The 13839-nt window shown below is 49.5% G+C and carries 13 protein-coding genes; all 13 read left to right on the top strand.

Features of this window, described 5'->3' with window-relative positions:
• Positions 1-139: 139 nt before the first annotated feature.
• The 13 genes from Q7V48_14850 (at position 140) to Q7V48_14790 (ending at position 13646) form a co-directional block, all read left to right on the top strand.
• Complete coding sequence (locus Q7V48_14850; protein ID MDO9212005.1) at positions 140-844, top strand: GntR family transcriptional regulator; 705 nt, start codon at positions 140-142, stop codon at positions 842-844.
• Positions 844-1725: a fumarate hydratase gene (locus Q7V48_14845; protein ID MDO9212004.1), complete on the top strand. Its 882-nt coding sequence runs from the start codon at positions 844-846 to the stop codon at positions 1723-1725. The genes Q7V48_14850 and Q7V48_14845 overlap by 1 nt, the downstream gene beginning before the upstream one ends.
• Before the next feature lie 64 nt (positions 1726-1789).
• The gene (locus Q7V48_14840) at positions 1790-2383 is read left to right on the top strand and encodes a FumA C-terminus/TtdB family hydratase beta subunit (protein ID MDO9212003.1); all 594 of its coding nucleotides are present in this window, start codon (positions 1790-1792) and stop codon (positions 2381-2383) included.
• A 9-nt stretch (positions 2384-2392) separates the two neighbouring features.
• Positions 2393-3187, top strand: coding sequence for a respiratory nitrate reductase subunit gamma (locus Q7V48_14835; protein ID MDO9212002.1), 795 nt, complete (start codon positions 2393-2395; stop codon positions 3185-3187).
• Positions 3184-4077 carry a (Fe-S)-binding protein gene (locus Q7V48_14830; protein MDO9212001.1) on the top strand — a complete coding sequence of 298 codons (894 nt, stop codon included), beginning with the start codon at positions 3184-3186 and terminating at the stop codon, positions 4075-4077. Before Q7V48_14835 ends, Q7V48_14830 begins: the two co-directional genes overlap by 4 nt.
• A gap of 51 nt (positions 4078-4128) precedes the next feature.
• Positions 4129-4590 carry a heterodisulfide reductase-related iron-sulfur binding cluster gene (locus Q7V48_14825; GenBank protein ID MDO9212000.1) on the top strand — a complete coding sequence of 154 codons (462 nt, stop codon included), beginning with the start codon at positions 4129-4131 and terminating at the stop codon, positions 4588-4590.
• Positions 4591-4821: 231 nt separating this feature from the next.
• A complete protein-coding gene (locus Q7V48_14820) occupies positions 4822-5160 on the top strand; it encodes a hypothetical protein (GenBank protein ID MDO9211999.1) in 339 nt (112 codons plus the stop codon).
• On the top strand, positions 5157-5642 hold the full coding sequence (locus Q7V48_14815) for a Rieske 2Fe-2S domain-containing protein (GenBank protein MDO9211998.1): 486 nt from the start codon (positions 5157-5159) through the stop codon (positions 5640-5642). Before Q7V48_14820 ends, Q7V48_14815 begins: the two co-directional genes overlap by 4 nt.
• A 1-nt stretch (position 5643) precedes the next feature.
• Complete coding sequence (locus tag Q7V48_14810; protein MDO9211997.1) at positions 5644-6966, top strand: cytochrome b N-terminal domain-containing protein; 1323 nt, start codon at positions 5644-5646, stop codon at positions 6964-6966.
• Positions 6967-7115: 149 nt separating this feature from the next.
• Positions 7116-8834 (top strand): FAD-dependent oxidoreductase, encoded by a 1719-nt coding sequence (locus Q7V48_14805; protein ID MDO9211996.1) that lies wholly within the window; start codon positions 7116-7118, stop codon positions 8832-8834.
• A 59-nt stretch (positions 8835-8893) separates the two neighbouring features.
• A complete protein-coding gene (locus Q7V48_14800; protein MDO9211995.1) occupies positions 8894-9235 on the top strand; it encodes a succinate dehydrogenase in 342 nt (113 codons plus the stop codon).
• Between the two features lie 44 nt (positions 9236-9279).
• Positions 9280-10023 carry a succinate dehydrogenase iron-sulfur subunit gene (gene sdhB / locus Q7V48_14795; protein ID MDO9211994.1) on the top strand — a complete coding sequence of 248 codons (744 nt, stop codon included), beginning with the start codon at positions 9280-9282 and terminating at the stop codon, positions 10021-10023.
• Positions 10020-13646 (top strand): hypothetical protein, encoded by a 3627-nt coding sequence (locus tag Q7V48_14790; protein ID MDO9211993.1) that lies wholly within the window; start codon positions 10020-10022, stop codon positions 13644-13646. The genes sdhB and Q7V48_14790 overlap by 4 nt, the downstream gene beginning before the upstream one ends.
• Positions 13647-13839: the final 193 nt, after the last annotated feature.

The following is a 13839-nucleotide window of genomic DNA, read 5'->3' as shown; positions in this document are numbered from 1 at the left end:
AGGTTCTAATTTCCAATTTAGTAGGTGTTTGCTAATCTGTCAACGATGTGAATTTCTGAAAAAATCCTAAAAAAATACTTGACACACTAAAATGCATAATGTATAAATTATACAAAATTTAACCCTGGCAAAAATTCTTATGCAAAAAATCCAGCAATCCAATCTCTCCTTAGGGAATCAGGCTTACCAGAAGCTGAAACGCATTATTTTAGAGCGACAAATTTCTCCCGGTGACAAGCTGAACGAAAGCGAGTTAGCCCAGGGCTTGGGCATAAGCCGAACGCCTGTGCGGGAGGCTATCAACCGTCTGGAAAAAGAGGGACTCGTCGAGACCTTTCCTCAGCGAGGTGCTTTTGTCGTTCAGTTTTCGGCCAAAGACGTCTTCGAACTATTTCTCATCCGCGAAAACCTGGAAGGTTTGGCCGCTTACCTGGCCGCGGAAAGAATGGATGAAAAGAACCGGGGTAAGTTAGAGTCTTGTGTCCAGGGATTCGAGGAGCCTTTCAGTGAAAAAGACGTTGAGCGGTATTCCCGGGAAGATTTCAAGTTTCACCAAACGATTGTTAGCCTTTCCGAGGCCAGGCGTCTGATCAACCTTATCTCCAGCCTGCATGACCATATCCGCATGTTCCGCTTGACCACCGTAGGATTATCCGGGCGGATGAAGACTTCCCTGGCTGAACATAAGGAAATTATCAAATCTTTCCGGAAAAATGACCCGGAGGAATGTGAGCGGAAGATGAGGCAACATATCCGGAACGTAAGAAATGGCGTCATGGAAAACATTAAAATCTTTTTGAGCGATGGTGGGAAGCAACCATCGAAGAGCAAGGAGGAAAGGTAATGACCCAGTTCACCTACCAGCTCGTCGAAGATACAGCCAAGGAACTTTACATTCGCGCTTTGAAAATCCTGCCGCCCGATGTACGCGAGGCACTGAAAAAAGCATTGGACCGGGAAACCAATCCCACCGGCAAGGAGATTCTGAAGACCATCCTGCGTAACGTGGAAGTAGCTGACCAGCAGAACGTACTCATCTGCCAGGATACCGGGCTGCCCATTTACATGGTCAAAATCGGGAGTAAATTTTCCGTTGACGGCGCCCGGGTAGCCGCCGCTTTGAAAGAGGGCGCCAAAAGAGCTACTTGGGAATACCCGTTTCGCGGAAGTTCCACCCATCCGGTCACCCGCGTGAATCCCCAAACCAGCGTGGGAGAAGGGTTACCCATTATCTATTGGGACTTCGTCCCGGAAAACGACTTTTTAGAAATCCTTATGATCCCTAAAGGATCCGGATCTGAAAACGTGAGCGCCATGAAGATGTTTATCCCGGCCGATGGAGTTGCCGTTATAAAGAAGTTTGTCGTCGATACGGTTCTGCAATCCGGCTCGAACCCATGCCCTCCAGGGGTTATAGGGGTTGGGATCGGCGGAACCGCTGACCTGGTAAGTAAATTAGCCAAAGAAGCAATCGCTCGGCCGGTGGGCTCCCATAATCATGACCCCTTCTTTGCCCAAATGGAAGATGAACTTTATGAGGCCATCAATTCCTTGGGGTTTGGGCCGATGGGGCTGGGCGGTTCGGTTTCCACTCTGGCTGTGCATATCGAATGGGCCCACACTCACATTACCCAGAACCCCGTGGCCGTAAACACGCAGTGCTGGCCGGCCCGGAGAGCCCGGGCGAAGATTTATCCGGATGGAAAGGTGGAGTATGGATTTTAAAAATGGGTGTAGGGGGTAGGGCGGAAGAAGAAATGCAAATTTTATTTTAGCAAAGGAGGGAAAGATGGCCACCTATACTTTGACAACTCCCCTGACGGAAGAGGTGGTAAGAAAGCTTCATGTCCGCGATAGCGTAATCCTCAACGGTACTATTTTTGGCATTCGTGACCTCACCCAAATTCGCATCTTCGACCATAAAATGGATCCGCCGGTCTCCCTACAAGGGGCAGTCTGTTTACACACCGCCCCCAGCCTGAAAAAAAAGGGGGACCGATGGGAAAAGGTGTGCGTGGGTACCACGACCAGTGGCCGCATGGACCGTTTTACCCCCGGATTAATGGAGAAGTATGGCGTACGGGCCATTATCGGCAAGGGGGGGCAATACCAGGCCAGCCTGGAAGCCATGAAGAAATTTGGAGGCTGCTACCTGGCCATTGTCGGCGGGGCGGCAGCAGTGGAGACCAATCAGATCGTCGAGGTAGAGAAAGTTTATTGGGAAGATATTCATCCAGAAGCGCTTTACCAGTTTAAAGTAAAAGACTTTGGGCCTCTGATCGTAGCCATGGATTCGCACGGGAACCACCTATATTTCGAAGTGAAAGCCCAGGCAGAAAAGAAATTACCGGAAATTTACAAGCGTCTGGGAATTTCTCCCTAATCCAAAGGAATGGCAACAAAATTTCTTTTTATCTATCTGCCTTATATCAGTATAGGGATTTTTACCCTTGGCGTCCTGTACCGATTCTGGCGATGGGCTCGTACCCCCGTCCCCCTGCGCATCGTTACCACGCCCGCTCCCAGGACCTCCGGCGGTGTAATCTTCCGGTTGGCCGGTGATGTTTTATGGTTTCCCAGCCTTTTTAAAGGAGATAAGTTCCTTTGGTTGGGTGGCTTTTTTTTCCACGTCTTCCTCTGGCTGGTTATCCTGCGGCATTTAAGGTTTTTTCTCTATCCCGTACCGGGATGGGTGGTAGCAATGCAGACTTTAGGCCTTTATGCCGGCTATCTCATTCCATTTCCCCTCGCTTTCTTACTGGCCCGTCGGTTAGTTATGGAGCGGAACCTTTACATTTCCATTCTGGGAGATTTTTTTGCTCTTTTTTTAATTATGGCGATTGCGATTAGCGGAATTTTATTGGAAGTTTTTTTCAGAACCTATGTTGTCGATGTCAAAGCTTTGATCCTCGGACTGGTTTATTTTCAACCCTTGATTCCCGAAATTAGCTGGTTATTCGCTCTACATTTCCTTCTGGTAATGGTTTTGATGATCTATTTCCCTTTTGGCAAACTTATGCACGCGGGTGGCCTTTTTTTCAGCCCCACGCGGAACCAAAGGGCCAATTGGGAGCAGCGGTTTGTCAACCCCTGGGATTTCCCTGTATCCTATAACCCGCAGAACCTCTTTCCTCCAGAAAAATACAAACCGTCTCCGGCAGGGCCCGGGGAAGGGAAAAAAGGATGAAAGTTCCGGTTTCCACCCCCGCCCTTAAGATCGGTTCTTCCAGGCACCAGCTATGCCACCCAGCCAAAGAGAAGGATATGGTCAAAATTGACCTGCCCAAGGAGCGTTTGCCGGATTGGAAGGAAGCCATGTTGAAAAAAATGGCTGAGGTTCTGGACAAATACCGGTCGGTTCGTCTTTTTCTGGACATTTGCGTGAAATGCGGCGCCTGCGCCGATAAATGCCAATTTTTCTTAGGAACGGGAGATCCGAAAAATATGCCCGTCGCCCGGGCTGACCTTCTCCGCAAGGTCTATAAAAGATACTTCACCCTGGGCGGGAAGATATGGGGATGGGCCAATGAGTCCGAGGAGCTGAACGAAGAGGTTCTTCAAGAATGGTTTACTTACTTTTACCAATGCAGTGAATGCCGCCGATGTTCCGTTTTTTGTCCTTACGGGATCGATACCGCGGAGATCACCATGGCCGCCCGGGAAATCATGGCAGCCGCTGGGGTCGCTACCAAGTATGTTACTGAGGTGGTGGCCAAGGTTTACGATGCAGGAAATAACCTGGGAATCTGGGCTCCAGCCTGGAAGGATAACTGCGCTTTTCTGGAAGAGGACCTCAAGGAGATTGAAGGAGTGGAGGTCAAATTTCCGGTGGACGTGGTGGGTGCAGACGTCCTTCTCGTGCCACCCTCCGCGGATAACTTTGTCAATACCAATACTATGATTGGATATGCCAAAATGTTTCACGCCGCCGGCATTTCCTGGACTACCAGTACCTACTGCAACGAGGGCGGAAACTTTGGCCTGTTTTTAAATTATGCCAACTTGAAGAAGATCAACAACCGGATCCTGGAGGCGGCCCACCAATTGCGGGTAAAAAAAATCTATTGGGGGGAGTGAGGTCATGCTTGGAGGGCCGGTCTGGCCTTTACCTCTACTTTGAGCGGACCGATGGATTTTTTGGAGATTCCTTATCCGGCCCATATTTGCGACCTGACCTGGGAGCTGATTTCCAAAGGGGCGTTCCCAATTGATAAAACGGCCAATGACGCGTTTCTGGTTACCTACCACGATCCCTGCAACGTAGCCCGGGGTGCAGGGTATTTTGAACCCCCCCGGAACATTATCAAGGCCACGTGTAACCATTTTGTGGAAATGCATCCGGACACCATCCGCGAAAAAACCTACTGCTGCGGTGCCGGTGGCGGCCTTCTGGCCGATGAACTTATGGAAATTCGCCTGTCCGGCGGGAAACCCAGAGCCGAAGCCTGCCGGTCGACCGGCGCCAATTATTTGGCTACGATCTGTGCCATTTGCAAAGCCAATCTACCCGAAGTGATGAAACACCATCAGGTCAATTGTGAAGTAGGCGGCGTTCATGACCTTTTGGGAAGAGCGCTGGTTTTGAAATAAATTTATTGGACGAGATTCACCCTGTTAGATGTTTACTATCTAACAGGGTAAACGCAGATTTGCAGGATCGAAAAAGAGAATACAGAAGACAGCATTCAAAATCCAGAAGATAAATGGAACATACCTTTCATTCTGACTACTGATTCCTGTCTCCTGAATTCTTTATGATTAGAATTTGTTGCTGCGTGTATCTGCGAAAATCTGCGTCCCAAGGGTTTTTAGAATTTGCCGATGAGTTTAATCAATTATTGGATTACCTTTTGTTTCATCGTGCTGTTTGGCTTGCTGGGCTGCCAGCAGGTGCAAAAACCCGAGGTTAAGGGTTCAGGTCCCCTAACCGTTGTCATGGAGCGGGGTACCGTCGCTGCCGAATACCACTCTCCCTTGGAGCGGTGGCGGGCGACGCATAAAAAAGCGCTAAACGGCGGAGACTTCAACGAGCGCGAATGCGTACTCTGCCATAATCCACAGCAATCCTGCAATCGGTGCCATGGATACATCGGTGCCAAAGAAACGAATATTCCCGAGGCTTCCTTGTACTGGCCGACCCAGGAGCGTGAAAGAGGATGAACCTCCAGATCAAAGGAGATTTGAGGACTCAAACGCCAGCCAGCGCCTCCTGCAAAGAAGCTTCCTTCTTAACCAACCGCAGAGGGCTGCTGAAGGGACTTGGAGGCTTTTTCGCGGCGGTCGGCTTGGGGAGTTTATTCTATGGGTTATATCGGTTCCTTGCTCCTGGAGGAGGAGCCCTTCCGTCGCTGGAAATTCCTTTAAATAAAATTACCGCCGGGGGATTCTATACCTTTCAGTATGGAGAACTACCGGGAATCGCGATGCAAGATGAAGACGGAAGTCTGCAAGCCTTTTCCCTGGTCTGCACCCATTTGGCTTGCACAGTGGCCTGGAAACCAGAAAAAAAAGAATTCTATTGTCCCTGCCATGATGCCATCTTTGACGCTCAGGGCAGAGTGCTGAGTGGTCCTCCGTCATCGCCTCTGGAGCGGTGGAATGTTCAGGTTAAGAACGACAAAGTTTTAATAGGAATTGTTTAGGATGAGCCAAGGATTTTCCCAGAATCAAATCAGGCCGGAAACTTCGCGTTCCGGGTGGAACTTCCAGTATGCCCTTGGGGGGGTTTTCACGCTGACCCTGGTTTCAGGTATTTTCCTTATGGTGTATTACGTCCCTCAATTCGGGCAGGCTTTTTCCTCCGTAGGGCGGCTGAATGAACAAGTCCCTTTTGGATGGATGATGCGCCGGATTCATGGAGCTGGGGGAAATATTTTGCTTATCCTTTTATTTCTTTACCTCTTACAAGTTTTTTACCGGGGCGATTACAAGGCCAGACGGCCAGCGGCCTGGGTGTTTGGGGTCTTTGCTTTCGGCATCACCCTCTGGGTGAATTTCACCGGCTTTTTTCTCCCCCTCTCGCAGGCTTCTTTCTGGGGAACGGCTACGGTTTTGTCCAATCTTTCTTCCATCCCTTATTGCGGCAGCTTTTTAGTTGATTTTATTCGGGGGGGAAAAGAGCTGGCTGGAACCTCCCTGATGCGCTTCTATAGCATGCACATAGGCTTTTCGGCGCTGGTCGCCTTGCTTCTCTTCCGCCGTCAGCGAATGGAATCAATCGGGAAGATGACGGAGGAAAACGAGTGCCAACGATTCCACGGGATATCAATCGCCTGGATCACCACCGCTATTCTCTTAGCATCTATAACCTTTGTTCCCAATTGGTTTTCCGATCCGCTTCAAGAAGCGGCCAATCCCCTGGCCAATCCCGAACGAATCTTTCTTCCTTGGTATTTCCTTTATTTGGAAGAGACGCTGAAGTTTTTAGCCGGAGCCTATCCATTGCTGAGCCTGTTAGCGATTATTTCTTTTGTTATATTGCTTTTTTTCTTACCTTACATCGACCGGAATCCTGAACGGAGGATATTACTCCGTCCTCTCTCTCTGGGTTTAGCGGCAACTTTTTTGGTTGTTGTCCTTTATTTCAGTTTCCTGGGAATGGCCAATGCGCGTTACGGGGAAAGGATTATCCTCCCTGAAAGGACCCTTCTGGTTTCCGAAATTCGAGGAGCCAAAGTGTATCTGGAAAAAAATTGCGCTTATTGCCACCAAATATTCGGCAGGGAAGGAAGGCGAGAAGGTCCAGATGTGAGTGTGATTAAACAGCGGAAGCGATCTACCGAGTGGATTCAGCATTTTATCCTGAATCCCCGGATTTACCAGCCAGGAACAACCATGCCCCGCTACGAGATTTCCCTTGAAGATCTGGAAGCCCTGGCAGCTTACCTTTTATCCCTGGATCCTCAAAAAGAAAGATTCAAGGCCGTGGAGCGAAAGCAATTTATTGATTTCGGATTGTACCAATAATAATGTCTGGGACGCAGATTTCCAGGATTCTCTAAAATATAAAGAAATAAAAGAGGGATGGGGGCTAAGGCTTTTTATAGTTTTAACAAATAATTTTCTGCGTGCCTCTGCGAAAATCTGCGTCCTTATGAACCTGAATGAAGGGAAAAATGAGCAAAATTTCTATTCCGGTAGTAACGACAGACGTTTTAATCCTGGGAGCTGGAGGGGCCGGCCTTTGTGCTGCTCTCCACGCGGCTGATGCCGGGAAAAATATAAAGATCCTGCTCGTCACCAAAGCCATTATTGGCAAAGGTGGATGCTCGCGCATGGTCCAGGGGGGATACAACGTAGTTCTGAACCCCGCCGATTCCTTCGCTAAACATTTTCAGGATACGCTCAAAGGAGGGCAGTTTATCAACAACCAGGATTTGACCTGGGAACTGGTCACTGTGGCCCCCCAGCGGATCAAAGAGATGGAGACCCAGTACGGTTGCTTCTTCGACCGCAATCCAGACGGAACCATCCATCAGAAGCCTTTTGCCGGGCAGAGTTTCGATCGCACGGTTCACAAAGGAGATCTTACGGGCATTGAGATTGTTTCCCGCCTTTCCGAGCAAGTATTCCGACGAGATATCGAATACCTGGATGAACACCGTGCTGTGGAGCTTCTCTGGGATAAGGGGGGTACCCGGATTGTCGGAGCTTTACTCTTGGAGGTAACCCGGGGGGAGTTTCTTATTGCTCACGCCCGGACTACGCTTGTAGCCACTGGCGGCGGGCCTACCATGTATAAGCTTTTTGCACCCTCTCTGGACAAATCAGCGGATGGAATTGCTCTCTGCTACCGAGCGGGCGCCGAGATGGTGGACATGGAGATGGTCCAGTTCCATCCCACGGGCCTGATAGTCAAAGGGTCCAATACTTCAGGAACTCTCTTAGAGGAAGGCCTGAGGGGAGCCGGGGCCCAACTTTTCAATGTCCTGGGTGAACGCTTCATGGAGCGCTATGCCCCTGAGGTCAAGGAACGGGCCACCCGGGATGTTGTTTCCCGGTCCAGTTTTATGGAGATCACAGCCGGGAGGGGAACCCCGAATGGAGGCGTTTTTATCGATGCCTCGGTAATGGGTCCAAATTTCGTTAAAAAAAATTTTCCAGGGATGGTCGAACGCTGCCGGGATTACGGATTTGACCTGGCTAATGAGCGGGTAGAGGTTTCGCCAACCGCCCATTTTTTCATGGGAGGTGCCCGGATCGATACCCGGTGTTTGACCGACCTGGATGGACTATACGTTGCCGGAGAAGATGCTGGGGGTGTTCATGGAGCCAACCGTTTAGGGGGTAACGGCATCGCTGATTCAACCGTTTTCGGAGGGATTGCCGGGGACTCGATGGCCCACGACGTAATCGGCCGGGAACTGGCCCCCTTTGACGAGAGACCGGTAGAGGAATTGATCAAGCAAATGGAAGCCCCATTCGGGCGGGAAGGAGTGGATCTTTACCCCCTTAGAGAAACGCTACGCCTGAGTAATTGGGAAAAATTGGGGATTATTCGGGAAGAGAAAGGATTGTTGGAAGGACTGCAAATCATCCAGGAGTTGCAGGAAAAAATGAATCGGGTGGGAGTCGCCGGGGGAAAAGCCTGTAACATTTCTTGGAATGATTGGTTGAACATGCGCAATCTTCTGGATGTATCCGCAATCGTTGGGCAATCCGCCCTGAAGCGTCAAGAGTCCCGCGGGGCCCATTACCGGAATGATTTTCCCAAGAAAAATAATAAAGAGTACCTGAAAAACTTTTTTATCAAGCGCGAAAAAGGGGAAACGAAAATCTACGAGCGGCCAGTGGTTCTCAATCGGCTGAAGCCGGAAGACATCGGATTTGAATGAAAACAGGCAATAGTCTATGGGCAATAGGTTAGAGAATTTTGGCAATTAAGGAGAAAAAAGTGGCCAACGGAAAAGAATGGACTTTGAAAAGAGAAGTGAGGGAGGCCCAAGTCTGGAGGAGTACGCTGCCGGGTATGTGGGCTTGGTTATTACAAAGAGTTTCAGCGATTCTCATCTTGCTCTTTTTGACGCTTCATTTTTTCTTGCCCTATCGCCGGCCTTTGCAATTCCTGCTTCTTCTGGTCGTGGCTTTCCATGCTTCCTTAGGAATACGGGTTTTGTTGATTGACTTGGGGGCCAACGTGAAGACCCAGAAATTTCTCTTCATCGTTTTCCTGTTTCTTGCCTTCTTGGGGCTTTTTTGGGTATGGAATTATTTGCCGCTGGGAGACATAAAGTAATATTTTATCAAAACCATAATATCTTACTGAAATAAATAAATAATATGGATTATATTTTTAAAATTTTTCGTTTCGATCCTCGAAAAGACGCCGCACCCTATGAACAAGAATTTTCCGTGGATTGGGGAGATACGGAAAAGGTTACGGTGTTGGATGCCCTCTTCAAAATCCAACAAACCCAAGATAAAACCCTTTCCTTTCGTTATTCCTGCCGGCTGGCCATGTGTGGTTCTTGCGCCCTGGTGATCAACGGGAAGGAAGGATTGGCCTGTAAAACGCTGGTTAAAGATCTGGGTTCCGGGCCAATTTCCCTTACGCCTTTACGTCACCTACCCGTTATCAAAGACCTAACCGTTGATCTAAAATCTTTGATCAATCGCCTAAAAAAAATAGAGCCTTACTTTATCCCCCGGACTTCTACTTTGGAGCCAGCTATAATTAAACCCACTTCCCGAGAGAGAAAGATAATCGGAATGAATACCGAGTGTATAGCCTGCGGCTCCTGCGTTTCGGCGTGTACGATGATGCACTGGGCTCCGGAGTACATCGGGCCGATGGGATTGAACCGGGCTTTTTGCCTCATTGCCGATTCCCGGGATTGGCCCGGCAACCGACTCGCCCGCTTAGGCGATGAAAACGGAGTATACCGCTGCCACATGGAATTCAACTGCACGGATGTCTGCCCCAAGCACATCAGCCCTACCCGGGGAATCCATTATTTAAAGCGGCAGATCTTCTGGCAGGCGATGAAGAGCTTGATATCTTTCCGCAGAGGCAAGGGCGAATGAAAATATGGCCCAAAATTGTTTTCGTCGGGGCAAGTTTTTTGTTCTTCGGGATGATGGCCTCTCCTTCATCGGCCAAACCAGCGGCTTATTGCCTGGAATGTCATTCCCAGAATTACAGCCAAAAATATTCTCAGCCTTTTTCTCCTTCCCGCATTGCCGGGTCCAGAAGCGTTTATCATGCCAAACTGGACCCATGTCCCGGAGTACGTTCGCTCTCCGAGGAAGTTTTTTTCACCGAAAACCGGATCCTCAAGCTGGATCAGATTATAAACCCTCTGGACCGGGAAGGGAATACTCTGAAGAAAAAAGTTGTAGAAATTGCCGAATCCTTCTCTGAACTGAAGAACCTTGAAAAGGCCTCCGTTGCCCAATTTGCTCAAGAATCTTCAAGCCAGAGAGCGGTCCTACAAAAGGTTTATGAACGGACCCTTCTGGTCAGAGATGAATCTACCCGCCGCTGGTTGATCGGCCTGGGTAGTTTAATTTTTCTCGGGCTCTTCGCCCTTGGGGCAGTTGGCTATCACAAGCTAAACCGCATGGGGAAAATGCTCCTTCTTTTCCTGCTCATAGGGGCAAATTTTTCGGTAGGCGCGTGTTCTTATGGACCAAAGGAACCCGCGAAGAAAAACCCGAATCAGGAACGATGGGAACAGTCCCTTGCGGTGGTCACCCAATCTTCCCGCAGAATGGAAGAAACTTTTTCCCAATCCATTGTTCTGGCGGATTTGGCCCGGCAGTGGTCAAAGATCGAAGCCGGCCCATCTGAAAAAGCTTTTCAGTTATCCTGGCAGATCGCTCTAAGAGCTCGGGAAAAGGCCAACCAAGTCGCAACGCTGGAAGCAGTCATTTCCCCGTGGCCTGACCGAGAGATGGCCCAAAAGCAGGGGGTGGATTTTAATACTGTCCTGGACCTGCGCGATGAGCTCCGCTCTGTAAAAGGGCGAACCTGGGGCCTCCGTGCGGTAGCCGAAGAGTGGGCCCGGACCAACCCTCACCAAGGTCGGGGAGCTTTAGAATCGGCTTCCCAAGAAACTTTGAAAATCAAAGATCGGGGGATCCGGGATCAGGAGCTTAAACCCCTGGCTGAAGCCTGGGCAGAAATAAATGAAGATCGGGCGGTAGAACTATCCCGTTTGATCAATGACCCCTTTTTAAAAGCTCTATCGCTAACCCATGTAGCTCTTGTCACCCGCGTTCAGGAACATAACGGAAAGCTCTTAGAAGAAGCCTGGAAGGCAGCGGAATCCATTTCTCCGTCGTATCCCCAAATAAAAGCTTTCATTCGCATCGCTGCCACCGGCGGGCAAAAAAATCCTCACGAGAAAAATATCTGGGCGGCAAAAGTCTTGGGAAAATTTCAAAGTTTGACCCCCCAACTCCAGGCCTTTGCCCTCCAGGAGATGATTTTCCATTGGGCTCCTCTGGACTGGGAACAAGCAGAGCGCTGGGCCGCGGAGATTTCCCCTGATTTCCCGGCAACCCGGGCTTACTCCTTCACCCGAGTCGCTGAGATCGCAGCCGCTCCCAGGGCGAAAGCCCGCGAGTTACTGCAGCGGGCACTGGTGGAAACTTCTAAAATATCTGACTCCGACGAAGCGCTGAAAATCAAGAGTTTGATCGCAAAAAGGATGATTGAGGTGGAGCCCGCGGAAGCTCTGAAAATAATTCAAAAGATAGAAGACCCGTTTTATCGTTCAGAAATCCTGGAACAGCTGGCAGTGCGGTTGACGCAGCGGGATAAAAGAAAAGCAACGGAATTCGCCGAAAAAATTCCTTGGGAGGCTTTCCGTCAAAGAGCATTCGTGAAGATTGCCACCTTCTGGATGCCCCGTGATGTGCAAAAAGTTATTTCCTTATACCGAGAGGCCCTCCAGGTCGCCTTGTCTATCTCTGACCCATATACCAGAGCCTTGGCGCTGATTGAACTGGGGAAGAAATGGGCTCAGATAGAGCGGGTAAAAGCCCAGGCGGCCCTTGACCTGGCCGAAAAGGCCGCGGATGAAATCTTTTCTTTGTCGCTTAAAGCCGAGGTCTTGGAGAGTGTTGCTGAATCCTGGAAAAGTTCAGACCCCAAAAAGGCACAGGCCATCTTGGGAAAAGTCGATCCCTCTGTGCTTCATGCCCGGCAAACCCTGGAAGAAATCCGTCTTTGGGCCAAGGCCGACCCGATGCGCGCCAAAAAATGGGCCGAAGCTCTTCCCTCTACCTTTCCCCTGGAGAGAGCCATGGCTCTTAAAGAAGTGGCTGGCACCATGAAAAAGACCAACCCCGTCCAAGCCATTTACCTTTTGGAAAAGGCCATGGACTGGGTTTTGGCGTTACCCGAAGAGATCAAAACCTCTAAGCTATTATCCCAGTTGGTGACGGAAGCTGCTTCGATGGACAAGACAAGAACCCTGCGCAAGCTCCATGAGATCCCCAACCGGGAGACCCGCGACCTGCTCTTTAAAGAGGCCGGCAAAATCTGGGTTAAAGAAGATTCCCCCCCGGGCGTGAAAGAGGCCATTAAGGCAGCTTACGAGATATCGGAAAGTTCTTTACGCCTCGATCTTTACCAGAAGATCGCCGACCGGCAGGCTAAAAAAATTATTCCGTCTAAATCGGATCAACTAGACCAACCTGAGCTGAAGGCAATCTATCAATGGGGAATGGGAAGAGAGATGGCCAAAAATGATGAATCCCGGGTCTTTCCTTTCTTCATCAAGGCTCTACAGGAGATCGAGAAGATCAAAGAACCGAAAGAACGGTCTTATCTTCTTGGCGGTTTGGCGGCTGAATGGGCTCCGGTCAATGAGGAGAAAGCTTTGGAGGTAGCCGGAAAAATTTCTGCGGATTTTCCAGAACCGTATTCCTACGCCCTTTTGCAGGTGGGAATCCAGTTGCGGAAATGGAATCGGAAGAAAGCCGAGGATGTTTTGCATAAAACCCTTGCGGCCGCGGAAAAAATTCAGGATCCGGCCCTGCGGGTCCAAAGGCTTCTTCAGCTTGCCCGGCAATGGCCTGCTCTCGACATGGGAAAGGGGAAGGAAGTTTTAAAAAAGGCGGAGAGCGAGGCCCGCAATATAATCCTCTCTATTGGTAAAGAAAATAAGATTCACGCCGAAATTCTCCTCCTGCAATCCTCCTGGGAGCCCGAACAAGCTCTGGCCATCGCGGCAAAAGCATCTTCGCCCTTCTTCCGGGCAAAGATACTTCTGGGAAGCGCTGAAGTTTTAAGCAAAATGGGTACTGCCGAAAATATCAAGATTCTGGAAAACGCCTTTTCCCATGCCCAAAAAGAGAAAAATCCACGCCTCCTGGGTGAGATTGCCATAGCCTGGTTTGCCTACGAGCCCAGCAAAGGGTTGGCTGTTCTTGCGCAGGTTGAGCCCAAAGAAATACGGTTTCATTCCCTGTTGCAAATGGCGCGCATGAGCATTGATTCGAGCCAAGATGAATCTAAGCGTTTACTGGAACAGGCCGCTCATGAAGTTGAAAAAAACGATAGTATCGGAGAGCGAATAAAAAATTTAAGAGAGATCGCGGGGGCTTGGTGCGAAATCGATAAAGAAAAGGCCAAAAAAATTTACCGCCAAGCCTATCAAATCGCCGAGAAAACCGCGCATTCATCCCCAATATTTTGAAAACAGGGTTCAAAAATTGAACCCCGGAATCCTTGAACCCTTTTTTTCTTTATGTTATGATGCACGGGCTTCAAAAGGCGTTAGACTAAATTTAATAGGACGCAGATTTACGCAGATAACCGCAGAAACAAAAAAGACGCTATGCGCATAGCGCCAAGCGCTAAGCGACTTTCTGTGTAAATCCGTGTCCAAA

It is taken from the genome of Deltaproteobacteria bacterium (assembly GCA_030654105.1).
GTDB lineage: Bacteria > Desulfobacterota > SM23-61 > SM23-61 > SM23-61 > JAHJQK01.
The sequence above is the reverse complement of the archived record's forward strand: the minus strand, read 5'-3'. Positions and strand labels throughout refer to the sequence as shown.